16 protein-coding genes are annotated in these 17,759 nt (G+C 60.9%); 4 read left to right on the forward strand and 12 right to left on the reverse strand.

Annotation, left to right across the window (positions count from 1 at the left end):
- Window positions 1-2: 2 nt before the first annotated feature.
- The 5 genes from alr to pyrC all read right to left on the reverse strand — a co-directional run bounded on the left by alr (window position 3) and on the right by pyrC (window position 5,949).
- Complete coding sequence (alr, locus tag JWS10_RS01820) at window positions 3-1,052, reverse strand: alanine racemase (protein WP_299504181.1); 1,050 nt, start codon at window positions 1,050-1,052, stop codon at window positions 3-5.
- A gap of 207 nt (window positions 1,053-1,259) precedes the next feature.
- Window positions 1,260-2,039: an SDR family oxidoreductase gene (locus JWS10_RS01825; protein ID WP_299504183.1), complete on the reverse strand. Its 780-nt coding sequence runs from the start codon at window positions 2,037-2,039 to the stop codon at window positions 1,260-1,262.
- Between the two features lie 317 nt (window positions 2,040-2,356).
- Window positions 2,357-3,868 carry a replicative DNA helicase gene (locus tag JWS10_RS01830; RefSeq protein WP_299475360.1) on the reverse strand — a complete coding sequence of 504 codons (1,512 nt, stop codon included), beginning with the start codon at window positions 3,866-3,868 and terminating at the stop codon, window positions 2,357-2,359.
- Window positions 3,869-4,112: 244 nt separating this feature from the next.
- A complete protein-coding gene (locus tag JWS10_RS01835) occupies window positions 4,113-4,793 on the reverse strand; it encodes an orotate phosphoribosyltransferase (RefSeq protein WP_299504185.1) in 681 nt (226 codons plus the stop codon).
- A 112-nt stretch (window positions 4,794-4,905) separates the two neighbouring features.
- Window positions 4,906-5,949 carry a dihydroorotase gene (pyrC, locus tag JWS10_RS01840; RefSeq protein WP_299504188.1) on the reverse strand — a complete coding sequence of 348 codons (1,044 nt, stop codon included), beginning with the start codon at window positions 5,947-5,949 and terminating at the stop codon, window positions 4,906-4,908.
- A 174-nt stretch (window positions 5,950-6,123) separates the two neighbouring features.
- Between pyrC and JWS10_RS01845 the strand changes: the two genes are divergently transcribed.
- Window positions 6,124-6,432, forward strand: a complete 309-nt coding sequence (locus JWS10_RS01845; RefSeq protein WP_299475351.1) for a hypothetical protein — start codon at window positions 6,124-6,126, stop codon at window positions 6,430-6,432.
- A 60-nt stretch (window positions 6,433-6,492) separates the two neighbouring features.
- Entirely contained in the window at window positions 6,493-6,888 is a 396-nt protein-coding gene (locus tag JWS10_RS01850; RefSeq protein WP_299504190.1) for a lysozyme inhibitor LprI family protein, read from the forward strand.
- A 53-nt stretch (window positions 6,889-6,941) separates the two neighbouring features.
- Here JWS10_RS01850 and JWS10_RS01855 read toward each other — a convergent pair whose 3' ends face one another.
- On the reverse strand, window positions 6,942-7,886 hold the full coding sequence (locus JWS10_RS01855) for a phosphoadenosine phosphosulfate reductase (protein ID WP_299504191.1): 945 nt from the start codon (window positions 7,884-7,886) through the stop codon (window positions 6,942-6,944).
- A 119-nt stretch (window positions 7,887-8,005) separates the two neighbouring features.
- Window positions 8,006-9,073: a glycosyltransferase family 2 protein gene (locus JWS10_RS01860; protein WP_299504193.1), complete on the reverse strand. Its 1,068-nt coding sequence runs from the start codon at window positions 9,071-9,073 to the stop codon at window positions 8,006-8,008.
- 139 nt (window positions 9,074-9,212) lie between these two features.
- Here JWS10_RS01860 and JWS10_RS01865 point away from each other — a divergent pair, with 139 nt between their 5' ends.
- Both JWS10_RS01865 and JWS10_RS01870 read left to right on the forward strand, forming a co-directional pair.
- Complete coding sequence (locus JWS10_RS01865; RefSeq protein ID WP_299504195.1) at window positions 9,213-10,094, forward strand: MBL fold metallo-hydrolase; 882 nt, start codon at window positions 9,213-9,215, stop codon at window positions 10,092-10,094.
- A gap of 302 nt (window positions 10,095-10,396) precedes the next feature.
- A complete protein-coding gene (locus tag JWS10_RS01870) occupies window positions 10,397-13,030 on the forward strand; it encodes an OmpA family protein (protein WP_299504197.1) in 2,634 nt (877 codons plus the stop codon).
- A gap of 137 nt (window positions 13,031-13,167) precedes the next feature.
- Here the strand turns inward: JWS10_RS01870 and JWS10_RS01875 are convergent, their stop codons facing one another.
- From JWS10_RS01875 to mdoH, 5 genes are all read right to left on the reverse strand, one after another.
- Complete coding sequence (locus JWS10_RS01875; RefSeq protein ID WP_299504199.1) at window positions 13,168-13,584, reverse strand: GFA family protein; 417 nt, start codon at window positions 13,582-13,584, stop codon at window positions 13,168-13,170.
- A gap of 31 nt (window positions 13,585-13,615) precedes the next feature.
- Window positions 13,616-14,080, reverse strand: a complete 465-nt coding sequence (locus JWS10_RS01880; RefSeq protein ID WP_299504201.1) for an SRPBCC family protein — start codon at window positions 14,078-14,080, stop codon at window positions 13,616-13,618.
- Window positions 14,077-14,397: a helix-turn-helix domain-containing protein gene (locus tag JWS10_RS01885; RefSeq protein WP_299504203.1), complete on the reverse strand. Its 321-nt coding sequence runs from the start codon at window positions 14,395-14,397 to the stop codon at window positions 14,077-14,079. Before JWS10_RS01885 ends, JWS10_RS01880 begins: the two co-directional genes overlap by 4 nt.
- 372 nt (window positions 14,398-14,769) lie before the next feature.
- Window positions 14,770-15,984, reverse strand: coding sequence for an OpgC family protein (locus JWS10_RS01890; RefSeq protein ID WP_299504205.1), 1,215 nt, complete (start codon window positions 15,982-15,984; stop codon window positions 14,770-14,772).
- On the reverse strand, window positions 15,977-17,755 hold the full coding sequence (mdoH, locus tag JWS10_RS01895) for a glucans biosynthesis glucosyltransferase MdoH (RefSeq protein ID WP_299504207.1): 1,779 nt from the start codon (window positions 17,753-17,755) through the stop codon (window positions 15,977-15,979). Before mdoH ends, JWS10_RS01890 begins: the two co-directional genes overlap by 8 nt.
- Between the last annotated feature and the right edge of the window lie 4 nt (window positions 17,756-17,759).

Below are 17,759 nucleotides of genomic sequence, written 5' to 3' on the forward strand. Positions count from 1 at the left end.
GTTCACTCGGTGCCCTCGTAATAACGGCGCAGGTAGCGGGGGCTTAGATTTGTCAAAATTTCGTAGCCGATTGTGCCCGCGACATCGGCCAATTCATCAATGGTTTGGTTCGGACCGATAATGTCGAGATAGCGCGGCACTTCGGCCAAGTGGCTGATATCAACGGTTATCAAATCCATCGAGACCCGGCCAATCAGCGGGCAGGGCGTGTCGCCATCCCAGAGCACAGCGCTATTTGACAATGTGCGCGGCAAACCGTCCGCATAACCCGCCGAGACGGTGGCAACGGTCGAGGGCTGTTCGGCGACCCATGCGCAAGCGTAGCCAACCGCTTCGCCTGCAGCGACCAGACGGGTTTGGATGATCGGTAGCGACAAGGTGACAGCGGGGCGGGCAGCTTCATAAGGGTGGCCGCCGTATAGGCCGATGCCCGGGCGGGTTAGATCGAAATGATATTTCGCGCCGAGCAGGATGCCGCCGGTAGCCGCCAAACTGCGCGGCACGCCCGTGCCATTGGTCATCGCAAGAAAGCTCGCCAGTTGGGTTTCATTCAAACCATGGTCGGGATCGTCGCCGCAGGCGAGATGCGACATTAACAGTTCCGGGCCAGCTTCGAGCACGAAGGGGGCAATAGCCTCCCATTCGGGTTCCTCCATGCCAAGCCGGTTCATTCCGGTATCAAGCTGCACTCCAAAGGCATGGCCGGGCAGCGATTCGAGGTGGCGGGTGACTTGATCCAACGAGTTCAGCATCGGGGTCAGGTCAAGATCACCGATCATATCGGTGTCGCCACTCATATGGCCAGACAGGATGCAAATTTGTGGTCCTGGGCCTAAGACCTGCCGCAGGGTAGCACCTTCCTCGGCGACGGCGACGAAAAATCGCCGCGCGCCTGCTTGGGCAAGGGCGCGGGCGACCCTTGTGATGCCCAGACCGTAGGCATCGGCTTTGACCACCGCAGCGGTCTGCACCCCCGAAGCGGAGGCTTTATCTAAAGCGCGCCAATTGGCGGCAATAGCGTCGAGGTCGATGGAGAGAGTTGCTGTAGCCATGCTGGGGTTTTGACAGGGCGGCGCGCGGGGTCAAGGGGGAATTCGCGGGTGAGCGTGATCGGGGCGAAACCGTGGCAGTCTCGGGTGGCATCGAGCCACCGCTCGACCGCTGCTGCCGCACGGCTTTGCGGTTGCAATTTGGTTGGGTGGAGGCGGCGAAACTAGCGTTTGTACGGGTCTGCGGGAGGGAATGTGGGATTCGCGTGGTCAGCTGCCGAGGGCGCGGTCGAGGTGGGTGTAGCCGCCGTCGACGAACAGCCATTGGCCGGTGGTATGGGCCGAGCGCGGGGAGAGCGCGAAAACCGTGGCGGCGGCAATCTCGCGCGCTTCGGTCATGCGGTGGCCAAGCGGGATGCGGGCGGTGATCAGGGCTTTCTGCGCGGCGGGGTCGGGGAAGCTTTGCAGCCAAGCCTCATACATCGGCGTGAGCACTTCAGCCGGGATCACCGCGTTGACCCGCACGCCCCAAGGTGCGAGGGCGGCTGCCCACTCGCGGGTGAGGCCGAGTTGGGCTGCTTTGGCGGCGACATAGGCCGAGGTGCCGCCCTGGCCGGTGACGGCGGTCTTGGAAGCGATGTTGACGATGGCTCCGGCGCTGGCTTTGAGGTCGGCTTGCAGCAGGTGGGCTAGGGTATAGTAGTGCAACAGGTTCTGGTCGAGCGAGGCGCGGAAGGCTTGCGGAGGGGTGTCGAGGCCAAGGCTGTCATTGGTGCCCGCATTGTTCACGAGGCCGTAGATTTGGCCCCATTGGCTTTGGGCTTGGGCGACGGCGCGGCGGCAATCTTCATCGCGCGAAAGGTCGGCTTGCAGCCAGCCTGATCTGGGGCTGAGGGCCTTGAGTTCTGCGAGGAAAGCCTCGGATGGCGGGCGGCGAGCGAAAATAACCGGGATCGCGGCTTCCTCGGCGAGGGTTTGGCTGATCGCCGCACCGATGCCAGCGCCGCCGCCTGTGACGATGACGACTTTGTTTTGCAGGCCCAGATCCATGGTGCTCTCCGTCGCTGTTGCGGTGATGCTGACGTCGCCGGGGGTCGATTGCCAAGCGGGGAATGGCGGGCGGCCTCGGTCCCCATTGAGGGGACACTCGGCCGCGCTGCCGGGAAAGGGGTTTGCCGCGGGAGTGTCTGGGGCGGCGTGCGCCTCCGGCGGGAATATTTAAGCCAAAGTGAATGTGAGGGCAGAAGCGGCGCGGGGTGGTGAGGCAAGCGCCTCCGGCGGGGATATTTTTGCCAAGGTGAAATTGTTAGGGAAAGATGGCGCGCCCGGAGATTGTAGGCGCGCCGGGAGATTGATGGTTACATCGCCTAAAAGCCGACGTCGTCGCCGGGGCCGGAGCCTTGCCATTGTCGGGCGAGGTTGCCGAAGCGGGTGAAGCGGCCTTCGAAGGAGAGTTCTACATGGCCGATTGGGCCGTGGCGTTGCTTGCCGATTATGACCTCGGCCTTGCCACGCACGCTTTCCATGGTGACCTGCCATTGCGCCATTTTTTCGAGTTCATGGTCGCCGGGTTTTTCGCGTTCTTTATAATATTCATCGCGGTATACGAACATCACCACATCGGCGTCTTGCTCAATCGATCCGGACTCCCGCAGGTCGGAGAGTTGCGGGCGTTTGTCTTCGCGGGATTCTACTTGGCGCGAAAGCTGCGAGAGCGCGATCACCGGGATGTTTAACTCTTTGGCGATAGCTTTCAGACCTTGGGTGATTTCCGAGACTTCCTGCACCCGGTTGTCGTTTTTTCCAGTGCCTTTCAGCAGTTGCAGGTAGTCGATGATCAGCACGTCAAGGCCATGCGTGCGTTTCAGGCGGCGGGCGCGGGCGGCGACTTGGCTGATCGGCAGCGCGGGGGTGTCGTCGATGTAGAGCGGGCAGGATTCCAGCGATTTGGCGGCCTCGACGAATTTGCGGAACTCAAACTCCTGCATGTCGCCGCGGCGGATTTGCTCAGACGGGACTTCGGAGGCTTCGGATAGGATACGGGCGGCGAGTTGTTCTGAGCTCATCTCAAGGCTGAAGAAGCCGACGACGCCGCCTTCGACAGCGCCGTCGGTGCCGTCATGGGTGCGGCCGCGTTTGTAGGCTTTGGCGATGTTGAAGGCGATGTTGGTGGCGAGCGAGGTTTTGCCCATTGAGGGGCGCCCCGCGAGGATGAGCAGGTCGGAGTTGTGCAACCCGCCGAGTTTTTTGTCGAGATCGACGAGGCCCGTGGAGATGCCCGCCAAACCGCCGCCGCGTTGGTAGGCGGCGTTTGCGACGTTGACGGCTTCGGTGACGGCTTTCAGAAACGATTGGAAGCCACGTTCGGCGACGCCCTGTTCGCCGAGTTTGTAGAGGCGCTGCTCGGCCTCGATGATCTGGTCTTTCGGTTCCGAGTCAATCTCGACCTTGGCGGCTTTGGCGGTGAGATCGCGGCCCAAGGCCATGAGTTCACGGCGCACGGCGAGATCGTAGATCATTTGGGCATAGTCGCGGGCGGCGTAGGACGAGATCGCGGCACCAGCGAGGCGGACGAGGTAGGACGGGCCGCCGAGTTCTTTCAGGCCGTCGTCGTCCTCAAAGTAGATTTTCAAGGTGACGGGGGAGACCAGCGCGTTTTTCTGGATGCGGGCGGCGGCGCGTTCAAAGATGCGCTGGTGGACGGGGTCGAAGAAATGCTCGGGCTTTACCAGGGACGCGATGCGGTCATAGACGTCGTTGTTGGTGAGGATCGCGCCCAGAAGCTGTTGTTCGGCCTCGATGTTGTGCGGCAGCACCTCGGTTTCAGGCGCGGCGGCAACTGCGGGTGGCATCGGGCGAAGGGTGGCGAGTTCGTTCATTGGGCTGCCTCGTGGTCTAACCCGGAGATACCGGGTAGGGGGCGTTATTGCCCCAAATTGGCCCGCCGCGATAGGCAGGCATATGTCGGTGGATAAGTCGGTGTTGAGTCGGATAGTGTTGGGATATGCTACCATATGTTGCGGTGCATTGACGGATAATCCACCAACGCACCGCAGAATCGGCGGAGTTGTTCACAAACTTCGCACAGGCTGGAGCGGTGCGGAGCGAGAAGATTGCTGTGGATTATTTTGCGGCGCGTGCCGCTTGCCAAGCGCGGGGGTCGTTTAGGAACACTTCGACTTCGGCGAGGGTTTCGGTATCGAACGACCCTTGCGCGCGGGCTTCGGTGAGGACGTCCCACCATGTGCAGAGGTGGTGCAGCGCGACCCCGTGGTCGGCGAGGCGTTGGGTGGTTTCGGGGAAGATGCCGTAGTAGAAAATGACCGCCGTATGAACGCAGGTGGCTCCGGTTTCGCGGATGGCATCGACGAAGGAGAGTTTGCTGCCGCCGTCGGTGGTTAGGTCTTCGACCAGAAGCACGCGCTGGCCGGGCGTCATAACGCCTTCAATGCGGGCGTTGCGGCCATAGCCTTTCGGCTTTTTGCGGATGTAGGTCATCGGCAAAGCCATACGCTCAGCGACCCAAGCGCCGAAGGGGATGCCGGCGGTTTCGCCGCCTGCGATGTTGTCGAAGGCTTCAAAGCCTGCGTCGCGCATCACGGTGACGGTGAGGAAGTCCATCAGCGTGGCGCGGATGCGCGGGTAGGAAATCAGCTTGCGGCAGTCGATGTAGGTTGGGCTAGGTAGGCCGCTCGCCAGTGTGAACGGGGTTTCGGCGTTGAAGTGCACCGCCTTGATCTCGAGCAGCGCGCGGGCGGTGAGGCGAGCGATTTCAGCGCTGGGCGGGAAGCTGGTCGGGATCATCGGCGGTTCCTTTTTGGGCTTTATCTTGGCTTCAATGCTCCCCGCGGAGCGATCTAGGCGGCATGGGGAGCCTCCGGCGGGGATATTTAAGCCAATGTGAAATTGGGTAGGCTTAGGGCTCGACATGCCAATGCACGGGGAAGCTGGGGTTGAAGACGGTGACGGGGCCGGCTTCGGTGAGGATTTTTTCGGGGAAGCTTTGCGGGTGGTCGTGTTTGACGAGGGTGATTTGACCTTCGTTTACAGGCAGACGGTAGAAGGCGGGGCCGCTGAGCGAGGCGAAGGCTTCTAGGTGGTGCAGGGCGGATTCGTCCTCAAACACATGCGCCAGAAGCGGCATGGTGTTGGTGGCGGTGAAGCAGCCGGCGCAGCCGCAGGCGTGTTCTTTCAGGGCGTCAACATGAGGGGCCGAGTCCGTGCCAAGCAGGAAGCGGGTTTCGCCGGAGGTTGCGGCGGCGCGTAGGGCGAGGCGGTGTTTCTCGCGTTTGGCGACCGGCAGGCAGTAGTAATGCGGTTTGATGCCACCGGCGAGGATGTGGTTGCGGTTGATGATCAGGTGATGCGTGGTGATGGTGGCCGCCAGATCGTCGCCGCCGCTGCGGGCGTAGGCGACGCCTTCCTCGGTGGTTATATGCTCCATCACCACGCGCAGGCCGGGGATGCGGCGGCGCAAAGGATCGAGGATGGTGTCGATGAACACGGCTTCACGGTCGAAAATATCGACATTTGGATCGGTGACCTCGCCGTGCAAGCAGAGCGGCAGGCCGATCTCGGCCATTTTTTCCAGCACGGCTTGGATTTTGCTGAAGTCAGCGACGCCGGAGTGAGAGTTGGTGGTGGCTCCGGCGGGGTAGAGTTTGACGGCTTTCACCAGACCCGAGGCGGCGCTTGCGGCTACATCGGCGGGGTCGGTGGTTTCAGTGAGATACAAGGTCATCAGCGGTTGGAACTGGGAACCTGCGGGAAGGGCGGCCACGATCCGGTCGCGGTAAGCCTGCGCTTGCGCGCCTGTCACGACCGGGGGCACCAGATTGGGCATGATCAGGGCGCGGGCGAAATGCCGAGCGGTTTCGGGCAACACACCTTGCAGCATCGCGCCGTCGCGCAGGTGCAGGTGCCAGTCATCGGGGCGGCGCAGGGTGAGGCTTTGTGTCATGGCGACCGGGATAGCGCAGGCGTTGGCGATTCTCTAGGGGGTGTGGCGCAGGGTTGCGCCATCTGGCGGGGTAACTTGCGGCTATGCCCTCGGCGCAGGCAGCCACGGCGCGAAAGCTCTTGCTGCGGCGCAGCATTGAGCGCTTTGTGGCGGCAACAGGTTAAGGAGAGTGTGATGCGAGTGATGACGCCGTTTGATTTTATGGCCCCCGCGCTAGAGGCGAGCCGGATTATGATGGAGTCGCAGACGGTGATTGGTTTGCGATTGGCTGGGATGGCGGGATTTTGGCCGATGGCTGCCTCGGAGACGGATTTGATGTTGGCCGAAAAGCTTTCAGCGGGGATGGATTCGGCGCAGGCGGCGTTGCGCATTGGTATGGCTGGCGGTAATCTTTCTGAGGTTGCGATGGCTGCGATGAAGCCGGTGCGGGCGACGACACGCGCCAATGCTAAGCGTTTGCAGCGTAAGGTGGCGGGGAGTTGATGGCGGCCGCTGCGAAAGTAGCGGCGTGCGTTGATAGCGACAAAGCTTGGGGGGGATGCGATGCGTTTGGCTTGGTTTGGATGTTTTGCGGCGCTGACGGCAATTCCTGCGATGGCACAGGACGTTGATTGTGCCAAGGCTGAGGCTCAGATGGAACTGACCTATTGCGCCGAGCAGGAATGGTTGGCCGCTGACGCTGAGTTGAACACCGCTTATGCTACGGCGCGCAAGGCAATGCAGGGGATTGATGCGGAGTTGGAAGCATCGCAGCGTGGTGCGGCTGATTATCTGCGCGATGGGCAGCGGGCTTGGGTGACGTTTCGCGATGCGACTTGCACAGCCGAGGGCTATGCGATGCACGGAGGATCAGCCGAGCCAATGGTGATCTACGGTTGCCGTGCGCGTCTGACCGAGCAGCGCGTGGTTGATTTGCAAGCTATGGCTGACGGATATTGAGGCGGGCTTGGAAGGCTGATCGCAGCAGCCCTCCTAGCTGATCGCGGTGCTGGCTAAACTTCGGTTTCACCAAAGCGCTCGGTCAGACGGGCCAAACGCCGGGCGAAGTTGCGCGAGTTCAGCCGTTTGGTCACCGAACGGCAAATCATAATCGCATGTGGGATGCGTCGTGCAGCCTCGGCCTTGCCAAGGATCGCATTGAGATAGGGCGCATAGTTGCGCCGCACCCGCCACAGCTTGGAGAAACCTTCAACGCCGAGTTCGCCTGACATCGCTTGGTTTACCAACGTCGGCAGCAAGCCCGTGGCGGCGAACGCGGCTTCCAATTGATCGCCCATGTGGCGCGCCGAAAGCCGAGTGATGTAGGGTGCGCGGAACAGGGCTGCGTGCATAGCCTCTGCCGGTATGGTCGGATCGTGGATAACCACCGCGCGGCCTGCACCTTCGAGCATGTCAGGGGCATAGCCGTACCGAGCGGTGAAGTTGAGGCGGCGGGCGGCGCGGTCGCGGTTGTCCCAGCGGGCTTGAGCAGGCTCTAAAGTTGCACGGGGGTTCAACGCCAATACTTGCGCGCCGGGAGCGGTAACGGCAAAGGCGCAAGCCGCGTAACCCGCCATGCCGGCACCGTAAAACAGAACTTGGTCAAAATCTTCAAAGAATGCGTCGTCAACCTGACGGTCAAAAAAGCCGTAAACCGCCGGGTCGCGGAACCATGTTTCCCCATCGGCAATGATCGTCAGCACCGACCAACCATGCGGCTTTGCCAAACTATTCGCGAGGGGCATTTGACCCGGACGCGCCAAGATCGCTTCGATGGTTTCGAAGCTGACCAGCAACGTGCTGCCTTCATCTGCGAGATACGCCCAATGTGCCTCGCCGACCGAATGAAAATAACCGGAGTCTTGAGTTGCGGCCTCCATCTGCTGTTCCCACGCGTCACGGTCGGGCAGCGCATCGGTCAGGTGTGGCAAGGTAATAGTATCGGCAGCTTCGGTCATGTTTTATCCAGTGAACGCTTTACGAGGGGCACCCATCACGCGTGGCTATAATCGGCTTTGTCGACCTTTACGGCAAGCGCAGATAGGCCCCAACTAGCATGGGCTTTGTGAACACCGGGTTAAGACTGTTTCACTGGCGCGGTCTGGACAGCTACTTGCGCGTGACGCAGTAAATAAGCCGCACGTTCGGGTTGCAGAGTGTGCGACGCGGGCGTCATCAGCAAACGCCCAAACAAAGCCCGCCACGGTTCTTGCTGCATCAAACTATCAAAACGTGCGCGGCGCCACGCGACAGCTTGGTCATGCAGCGGACCAAGAATCGGATCGGCCCGAAGTTCTGCACGCAGGGCAGCGGAGTTCGACTGAAGCGAGGAGTCAGGCTGAAGAATTGAGCGGTCTTCGATCTCGCTGAAATTACGCTCGACCCAATAGCTCATGTCAAAGGCGCTGGCATCGCGGTTGGCACGGCCCCGGTCGGCTTTCACCAGATAGTTCTGCATCGACCCCAGCGCGTAGTGGTTAAGCTGCACCAGTTGATAGTTATCGCGACTGTAGTCGGAGAAGATCCGGCGCTGCGCAAAGCTGGCAGGCAGCGCGCGGCCCGAGCCATCGAACCAACGCGCCTGGGCCACAAGGTCAGGATTTGGGCTGCGCGGCCGGTGGACGCCGAGTTTGCGGTAGCTGCCGTCATTGCGAAACAGCGTCTTGAACAGTTGCGCCCGCCACGGCCACGCAAAGCTAACCGGTGCGGCAAGCGTAAAGGTTTCGGTGATGGGCTGATCGCTGATCTCTATAGCGCCAGCATTGCCGAACATTCGCCATGTCAGCGCGATTGCGGTGGCATCGGGCAGGGCGGCGAACAGGGCTTTCAACGTGCGATCACCGACGTGGATATTCACAAACTCATCAATGTCGCTGAACAGCAGCCAATCGGCCCCGGTGATCGCTGGATGCTTGTCGGCGGCTTTCAGCATCGCCCATTGCGGGCCTTCGGGGTGCGGGCCATCGTTTCGGACATGGGTTAGCCAGCCGAGCTGCGCCAAGCGGTCGAGCATCGCATCGGTGCCGTCGCTGCAATCGTTAGAATACACAAGGAAGTCAGTGAAACCGCAGGCGCGGTGATGTGCCAGCCATTCCAACAGGAAGGCGCCCTCGTTTTTCACTCCAAGCAAAGCGGTGGCGCGCATTCTGATCCTTTGCGGCGGGTTCGGGGCGCACGGATGCCTCCGGCGGGGGATGTTTCAGCACAGAGGATAAGCATAGACGTGGAACTTGACCGATTGCGGCGATGGGGGCAAGCATGTCGCTGGTTTTTAGGAGCGCGCAATGAGGTCTTCGATGCTGTCACAGCTGCGGGTGTTGGAGCCGCATCCTGGGATATTGGCGTTTTATGATGGTCGTGTTGCGGGGCATCGTTTTGCCGACACGCCAAATTGGGTGGATGACGGCGCACTTTCATTGGGCATCGCATCTTATGCTTTGATCGCGGGGGCCGAGGCGATTGTCTACGACACCCATGTCTCGGTGTCACATGGTCGCTTCATTCGCGAGGCATTGGCTGCGCGGGGGGTGACGGATATTCGGGTGGTGCTGTCGCATTGGCATCTTGATCATGTGGCGGGTACCGAGGCGTTTGACGGGTGCGAGGTGATCGCCAACGCCCGCACGCTGGCACATCTGACCGAGCGGCAAGCGGCGATTGAAGCTGGCACCGATCACGGCCTGCCTGCGATCAATCCGTTGATCCTGCCGGACCGGATGTTTGACGGTCATCTGCGGCTTTATCTCGGCGGCGAGGCGGTCGAGTTGATCGAGGTGAATATTCACTCGGACGATGCCACGGTGCTGTGGCTGCCAGAGCGGCGTATTCTGCTCGCGGGCGATACGGTGGAGGATTGCGTGACCTATGTTGGTGCGCCGGAGGATTTTGCGACGCATCTGGCCGATCTGGCAAGGCTGGCGGCGCTGGGCGCAACATGGGTGCTGCCGAACCACGGCGCGGCAGAGATGATTGCGCGGGGTGGCTATGGTCCGGGCCTGCTGGACGCGACAGCCGATTACATACGGCATTTGCAGGCGGATGATCCGCGCCCGATGGCTGAAATCATCGAACCTTGGCTGACAGATGGCACTTTGCAGTATTTTGGCCCCTACGATTCGGTGCATCAGCAAAATCGTGCTCGGGTGCAAGCGATGCGGCAGGGTTGAGCGCGACTTACAGTTATATGCTACCGTGTCGGGTTTTCCAGGAACCGTCGATGGCACTCAGGCGTTAACAAATCCGTCCGTTATGTGTGGCGGCGGCAGGGCAGTGAAATGCAACAATTCAAAGCATTGATAGCAGATAGCGACGTGAAACTGCGCAGATTAAGGGTGCGGTTGGCGGGCTGTTATCGCATATCAGACGGATTGCTGCGCTTTGATGGTGCATCGGCCTCCGGTTCGGAATGACGTTGTTACGAATGACGTTGTTACGAATGTGGCGGCCACGGAATTTGAAAGGAAGATCAATGAAAAGATGGCTTGGAACTACGACAGCGCTGTCAATGGCGATGTTCAACGTGCAGCCGTGGCCGCTCTATGCACAGACCCTGACAGAGTCGGGTACTGTAGTGGCAGCAGACGGCTCTGTGCTGTGCGAACCGAATGCAGATGCTGCCTGCGATCCGGCTGATTTCACTGATCAGGCCAAGGCCGTCGAAGCTCGCATGGCGGCAGAAGCCGCACAGGCCGAAGCTGCTGCGCAGGCAGAGGCCGATGCTGCCGCACAAGCTGAGGCCGATGCTGCGGCGCAAGCCCAAGCTGAGGCAGACGCTGCCGCGCAGACCCAAGCTGAGGCAGACGCTGCCGCGCAAGCTGAGGCAGATGCTGCCGCGCAGGCCCAAGCTGAGGCAGACGCTGCCGCGCAGGCAGATGCTGCGGCGAAGGCTGACGCAGATGCCGCTGCTGAGGCAGACGCTGCGGCGCAAGCCCAAGCTGAGGCGGATGCTGCGGCGCAAGCCGCTGCCGAAGCTGCCGCACAGCAAGCTGATGCGGATGCAAAGGCTGATGCCGATGCTGCTGCGCAAGCTGCCGCAGATGCCCAAGCGGCCGAAGCCGCAAATGCTGCTGCGCAAGCTGAAGCCGATGCAAAAGCTGCGGCTGACGCAGCGGCCGCAGATGCAAATGCTGCCGCGCAGGCTGAAGCCGATGCAACTGCTGCCGCGCAAGCTGAAGCCGATGCAAATGCTGCCGCGCAAGCTGAGGTTGACGCGAAAGCTGCGGCTGACGCGGCGTCGGCCGCTCCGGCTGAAGAGGTTGCTCCGGTTGAAGAAGCCACTGAAGCGCCCGCTGACGACGCGGCTGCGGCAGAAGAAGCGACGGAAGCTGCGCCTGTCGATGAGGCTCCTGTCGATGAGGCTACCGAAGCCGCTCCTGAAGAAGTGGCGCCTGCTGACGCGGTGACCGAGGCTCCGGTTGACGAGGCTGCGCCTGCTGATGCGACGACTATGGAGGCTGCTCCGGCGGACGAAGCTGCGACTGACGCGGATGCAGTTGGCGACGCTGCTGCTGACGAGGCTGCTCCGACCGATGCCGCCGCTGCTTCGGATGAAGATGCTCCAGCTGACGAAGCGACTGCAACAGATGAAGCGGCTGCGACAGACGAAGCGGCTGCGACAGACGAAGCGGCTGCGACAGATGAAGCTGCGGCGACAGATGAAGCTGCGGCGACGGACGAGGCCGCAGTTTTGCCGGAAACCGTGACCGATCCTGCGACGGGGGAAACTTTGGTTGTCGATCCTGTGACGGGTGCGGCGGTGACGGAAGATGAAGCGGCCGCCAAAGCTGCGGAGCAGGAAAAATCGCTGGAAGCTGCACAAAAAGAGCTGACGACCGCCGATGATGGCAGCGTGGTCGATCCTGCCGCCGGCCTCAAAACTGCCCCGGCAGTGGCGGACCCCGATGCGGTGCCAGTTGATGTGCCGGTGGCATCTGAAACCGAAGTGCAAAATCTGACCGACCTGTTGGCCGCGCCCGAGGGCGTTGATCCGACCACCTTGGGTGCCGCTGCCGCTTTGGCCGCGACACCGTTGGCTGAAGGCAAAAAGCCCGCCGATTTGGAGCCTTCCAAAGACGCGGTAACTTCACTGACCGAAGAACTGACCAATGAAAGCGTGCGTTCGTCGACTCAGGAATTCGCGGCGGCTCCTGTCGTTTCGAAAAGCGACAAGAAGAAAAAGAGCGGCCTCTCCGATCTAGAGAAAGTCGGCCTCGTCGCGCTGGGCGCGTTGGTTGTCGGCGCGATCATCAAGGATAACAACAAGGATCGTCGTGGACGTGAGGCGGGCTCGCAAGTCGTCTCGAACACCGGCGACCGGGTTGTGGTGTTGAAACCGGATGGCACCTATCAGGTCTACAAAGACGATGATGCGGTGCTGCGTCAGCCGGGGTCGAACGTGCGGACGGAAACTTACCGCGATGGATCGACCCGTTCGATCGTGCAACGTCGGGATGGCACGCAGATTGTGACGGTCCGCGACGCTTCGGGTCGGGTGCTGCGGCGTGCGCAGTATGATGATCGGGGCCGCGAGTTGGTGCTGATCGACGATCTTGAGCCGGAACAGGTGGTGATCGTGCGCGATCTGCCGAAGCCGCGTCCTAATCGGGTCGTGATCTCGACCAAGGATAACGATTACGCTCTGAAGGCGGCACTGGCTGCGAAGGATATCAAGAAGATCGGGCGGACGTTTAGCTTGCGGCAGATCCGTGAGATCCCTGAAGTGCGTTGGTTGGCGGCGACGATTGACGTTGATAACGTGAACTTTGCTTCGGGATCGGCGGCTATTTCGGCGGCGGAAGCCGAGGACTTGGCTGATCTGGGCAGCTTGATGCAGGAAATGTTGGATGCAAATCCCGCCGAGATGTTCCTGATTGAGGGCCACACCGATGCGACGGGCAAGGCTGCGATGAACCTCGCTTTGTCGGATCGGCGCGCTGAATCGGTGGCTTTGGCGCTGACGGAGTATTTCGATATTCCGCCGGAAAATATGGTGATCCAAGGCTATGGTGAGACAGAGTTGCGGATCGACACGCAGAGCGATGAGAAGCGCAACCGTCGCGTGGCGGTGCGGATTATCACGCCGCTGTTGAAAGTCGGCAAGTAGGTTGATTTCGGAACTGAAAGGCCCCGGGGGAAACCTCGGGGCCTTTTGCATTGGGGCTGCCAAGTTGGGAGGGGAGATTTAAATGTGCGTTGTCACATGCTTGACGAAAGCCGTTAAGGGATTTTTAACATTTGTGCCTAGTTTGTCGGCATCTTTTCAAACGTGGTCAGCGTGGGTGGAAGGGTATCCCATACTTGGCCGCGCATGTTGTAGGTGACGAATTGCGGCGCGAAGGGGCTCGGGTCGTCAAGGCTACCGGGGTGGATTGCGATAAGATTGGGCGCTGCGGGGAAGGTGACGAACACTGGGGTGCCGCAGGTGGGGCAGAAGGCGTGATGTTTTTCGTTGCCGCTGTCGCCTGCGACGCTCCAGATTTTGACCTCGCCCGTCATCGCCATTTCGGCGCGGTTGGTGAATACCAGATAGGCTGAGTGGCCGGTGCCGCTGCGTTGGCGGCAGTGTTGGCATTGGCAGAGCAGTTCGGCGACGGTTGCGCCGGAGTGTTCGTAGCGTATGGATCGGCAAGCGCAGCCGCCGGTGTAGGTTTGGGTCATCGGGTTGCTCCTTTTGATGGGTGAGAGATCATCAGGCGGATTTGGTGCGGCCGGACAAATCAAAGCCTGTGCCGGTTTCGAGGTAGGATTTCAGGCTGGACAGCACCAGCGGCCAGCCTTTGCTGACGCCGTTCGCCATGCCGCTGCCGCGTTCGAGGTCTTCATGGCTGACGCTAAGCCGGGTGCCGTTGGCGTGGGGTTCGATCTCAAAGGTCACACGGCTGTAGGCGTCAGGATTGTCGGCGCTGGATGCGCCTGCCCAAGTGATGACCAAGCGGTTCGGGGATGCAACTTCCATCACCTTTCCGACGATTTCGGTGGGGCGCTCGTCGTTGTCACGAACGTGGCTCCAATCCGAGCCGGGGGTCCAATCGGAGACATTTTCGTGGCCCCAGTATTGACGGCAAATCTCGGGCTTGGTGATGGCTTCAAACACCTTTTCCGGCGTCGAGGCGATGTAGGTTACATAGACAAAGCTGGTCTTTTGCGTGGTCATTTGGGTTCTCCCTCTAGGTCGGATTTCAGGTTGTGCAGCAGGCTGAGGCGTTGGGTTTCAAACTTGCGCACCCAGCGTTCGTAAATGTCGTGAAGTGGCACCGGGTTGATGAAGTGCAGCTTTTCGCGTCCGCGCTTGACGGTGGACAGCAGGTTGGCCCCTGCAAGCAGGTCGATATGCTGGGCTGTGGACTGGCGAGTGATCGCAAGCTGATCGCAGAGTTGGCTTAGGGTTTGGCCGTTTTGGTCATAGAGCAGATCGAGGATTTTGCGGCGATTGGGATCGCCGAGGGCTTTGAAAACTTTGTCATGGTCCATCGGGTGATCCTCGCTGGAGGGTATTTAGGCAGGTAAAAGACTGCATGTCAAGATGCGCAGGTGAATGCCTGCAGGATTGTTAGATGTTATGCGTGTTGCAAGTTGTTAGGTTGCGACCTTTCAGGTTAAGTCCTGGCCCGGAATCAAGGCGCTTGCGCCGTCGGGCAGCGCCTGACTCCCGGCCCGACCACGGTTCGGGCGTTGTTTACGGAAGTCCCCCACTGGGGGATTTCTAATCGTTCATCACCCCTCGAGCGGGCGCTTTTGTGCTGTCCCGCTTAGAATGTCTGGGGGATTAGTTGAGAAATTAAGAATGCAGAACTTCGGTTGCAGCGCCAGCCCGGCGGTCAGACGCTACCCTGTGTTGTGAGGTTAGGCGCGGGCGGGTGCAATGATCTTTTGCCGTTTTTGACTGTCTCGAGCTTTTGCCACGGCGTACAGAATCGCCAGGCCAGTGAGGAGCAAAGCGGCATCAAGCAGGTGGCTCGGTGGGTTCATCGCTTTGGTGACTTGCGCTACATAGGCGAGCACAGTGCTGGTGGCGAACACTGGCAGCGAGTGTTGGCCGAGCAGGATCAGCGGTGCTGCCTTCGGACTGTTGGCGATGGTTTTCAGCAAGGGCAGCGCACTCAGGACATAGGCGAGCGCCAGAATGTGCAGCAGGCGCGGCAGGTATTCAAATCCCTTGTCGAACGAGGTGAAGGGCGCCGGGAAATAGGCGTATTCGTAGAGCAGCCACAGGCCATGGCCGCCCCAGTTTGCCACAGCGCCGATTTGTACCCAGACGGCGGCAAAAAGCAGAAAGCTCCACGAAAGCCACAGCGCCCAGCGGCGGATTGGCAACCAGCGTTGACCTTCACGCAGAGCGAGCCCGGTGAGCATTCCTGCGATGAACAAAACCTGCCAAGACAGCGGATTGAAGAACCAACCGTTTGGGCCGGGCCAAGTTGGGATGGTGATGCGGAAATAGCCGGCAATGAACCAGACCATCAAAGACGCGGCCATCAGCCGCTTTGGCCAGCGCACGGCGAGGGCGAGCAAGCCTGGGGCGGCCAGCATTAGCGCAATATACATCGGCAGAATGTCAGCATAGGCGAACTGATGGCCCAGCGTGATCAGCGGCAGGATAAAGCCCACCGGGTTCTCGAGCGTCGGGGTTATGTTGCGTTTGACCGCCATCGCGGCCACCGCAGGATCGTGTTGCGTCAGAGCAAACAACGCGACGATACACGTGACCACCAACACATGCACCCACCACAACGTAAGCGCGCGCCGCCATGGGCGCAGGGCCTCGGCAGGCGTGGCACCGCGCAGAAAAACCGCGCCATAGGCAAGGCCGGTCGCCATGCCGGACATCAGCACGAAACCCTCCGCGCCGTCCGAGAAGCCGAAGTTGCGTGAGGTCAAATTTTCCCACAATGTATCGGGAATGTGGTTGACGAAGATCATCACCAGCGCAATGCCGCGCAGCAGGTCGATGCGGTAATCGCGCGCGCGCGCGGGCGTTGCTGTGGGGGGGCTGGCTAAAGCAGGGCCAGCTAAGTTGGTTAAAGCTGAGGCTTGCCCAGCCAAAGCGGGTTCAGCCAAGTTTAGCCTCCATACCGCTCTCTGACCAGTCGGACAGCACGGCGGCATGGCGAAGGATCACGGCAGGGGTCGTGACGTCTTCTGGCACCGGGAAAGCGCGGGGTCGGGCGGTGCGCGAGGTCCACCAGATAAGCAGCGGCGCGAGCAGCATCGGCAGCGCCACCGGCAGCAGCCATAGCGTCAGCACCGGCGCGAGCAAGTGCGTGGCTATCATACCACCCAAGCCCCAGAAACTAATCCAGCGGCCAGCGGCCCATGCTTCGGCAATATCCAATCCGCCATCCCCCCGGTTGTTTGGCGGCCAGCCGCCGTCTCGTCCCAGAAGAACCTGTATTACAGAACGGCTTTGAAATGCCATAAGGATTGGAGCGATCACCGATGACAGCGCCAATTCGGCGAAAACTGCGCGAAAAGCGCCGCCAGCGCCGCCGAAGCCGCGCACCCGTCCGGTGAAGATTGCGTCTATTGCGACGAACAATTTTGGCATCACCAGCAGGCCGAACACGCCGACCGCCAGGCCGATGGCTTTCGGGGTCTGGTCGTTGGGGAACACGGGGAATGGCCAGTTGGCCTCGGGGAAGTAGTCGGGGGTTTCGGCCCAATATACCGCAGCGATGGAGGCTGCGATGAAGGCGAGCCAAAGCAGCGGGGCCACATAGGCAAAGATGCCTTGGATGAAGACGAAGCGGCTCCACGGTTTCAGGCCGGGGGCGGCGACGAGTTTGGCGTGTTGCAGGTTGCCTTGGCACCAACGGCGGTCACGTTTGGCGTGGTCGATGATGTTTTCGGGGCCTTCCTCGAACGAGCCTTCGAGATCGTCATCCAACCGCACCAGCCAACCGGCGCGGGCGAGCATGGCGGCTTCAACATAGTCGTGGCTCATTATATGGCCACCGAACGGGGCTTTGCCGGGGAGTTCAGGCAGGCCGCAGCTTTCTGCCCAAGCCCGGATGCGCACGATCGCATTATGGCCCCAGAACGGGCCAGTGCGGCCTTGGGTGACGGCCAATCCGCGCGCGAAGATTGGCGAGTGAAAGCCAGCGGCGAATTGCATGGCGCGGCCAAAACGGGTGGTCGCACCAACAACGCGGGGCAGGGTTTGGAGCAGGCCAAGTTGCGGGGCAGCCTCAATGCGGCGGATCATCTCGAGGATGGTGTCGCCTTCCATCAGGCTATCGGCGTCCAGGATCACTGCGTAATCCCATGCAGCACCTGAAGTGGTGATAAAGTCTTCAATGTTGCCAGCTTTGCGGCCAGTGTTTTTCTCGCGCCGACGGTAAAACATCCGCCCCTCGGCGTGTTGGCGAGCCAAAAGTCGGGCAAACCAGCGTTGTTCGAGCAAGGCGATCTTTTCGTCACGGGTGTCGGAGAGCACGGCGAAATCAACTTGCGCGGCAGAGCCGCAGGCGGCTTTTGCTGCGGTGATGGACTCGTCCATCGCGGCGATGCGGGCGAAGGTGATGCGCGGGTCTTCGTTATAGACCGGGACGATCACCACGCTGCGACCGATGATCGGCCCGGTAATGCGGGCGGGTGCTGGGCGCTGACGAGACGTCAGGCCGAGCAATGCAGTCGCCGCACCCCATGCCAACCACCAAGTCGAAAGAAAGATCAGCACACTGCGCAAGACGTCGATCACGCCGACGCCGTCCGCAGCTCCGTAGATCTGAAAGACCATGCCTGCAGAGGCCGCCGCCAGCACGCTGGAAGCGATTGCCAGCGCGCGGGCGCTGCTGGTGTGGTCACGCATCTTGGGTTGGCTGGCAGCCATTGCC

Source organism: Cypionkella sp., from assembly GCF_028290025.1.
In the GTDB taxonomy this organism is placed as follows: Bacteria; Pseudomonadota; Alphaproteobacteria; order Rhodobacterales; family Rhodobacteraceae; genus Cypionkella.

Coding starts and splice junctions, on each gene's coding strand:
- alr (WP_299504181.1), bottom strand. CDS start 1,052: ATGGCTACAGCAACTCTCTCCATCGACCTCGACGCTATTGCCGCCAAT.
- JWS10_RS01825 (WP_299504183.1), bottom strand. CDS start 2,039: ATGGATCTGGGCCTGCAAAACAAAGTCGTCATCGTCACAGGCGGCGGC.
- JWS10_RS01830 (WP_299475360.1), bottom strand. CDS start 3,868: ATGAACGAACTCGCCACCCTTCGCCCGATGCCACCCGCAGTTGCCGCC.
- JWS10_RS01835 (WP_299504185.1), bottom strand. CDS start 4,793: ATGATCCCGACCAGCTTCCCGCCCAGCGCTGAAATCGCTCGCCTCACC.
- pyrC (WP_299504188.1), bottom strand. CDS start 5,949: ATGACACAAAGCCTCACCCTGCGCCGCCCCGATGACTGGCACCTGCAC.
- JWS10_RS01845 (WP_299475351.1), top strand. CDS start 6,124: ATGCGAGTGATGACGCCGTTTGATTTTATGGCCCCCGCGCTAGAGGCG.
- JWS10_RS01850 (WP_299504190.1), top strand. CDS start 6,493: ATGCGTTTGGCTTGGTTTGGATGTTTTGCGGCGCTGACGGCAATTCCT.
- JWS10_RS01855 (WP_299504191.1), bottom strand. CDS start 7,886: ATGACCGAAGCTGCCGATACTATTACCTTGCCACACCTGACCGATGCG.
- JWS10_RS01860 (WP_299504193.1), bottom strand. CDS start 9,073: ATGCGCGCCACCGCTTTGCTTGGAGTGAAAAACGAGGGCGCCTTCCTG.
- JWS10_RS01865 (WP_299504195.1), top strand. CDS start 9,213: ATGAGGTCTTCGATGCTGTCACAGCTGCGGGTGTTGGAGCCGCATCCT.
- JWS10_RS01870 (WP_299504197.1), top strand. CDS start 10,397: ATGAAAAGATGGCTTGGAACTACGACAGCGCTGTCAATGGCGATGTTC.
- JWS10_RS01875 (WP_299504199.1), bottom strand. CDS start 13,584: ATGACCCAAACCTACACCGGCGGCTGCGCTTGCCGATCCATACGCTAC.
- JWS10_RS01880 (WP_299504201.1), bottom strand. CDS start 14,080: ATGACCACGCAAAAGACCAGCTTTGTCTATGTAACCTACATCGCCTCG.
- JWS10_RS01885 (WP_299504203.1), bottom strand. CDS start 14,397: ATGGACCATGACAAAGTTTTCAAAGCCCTCGGCGATCCCAATCGCCGC.
- mdoH (WP_299504207.1), bottom strand. CDS start 17,755: ATGGCTGCCAGCCAACCCAAGATGCGTGACCACACCAGCAGCGCCCGC.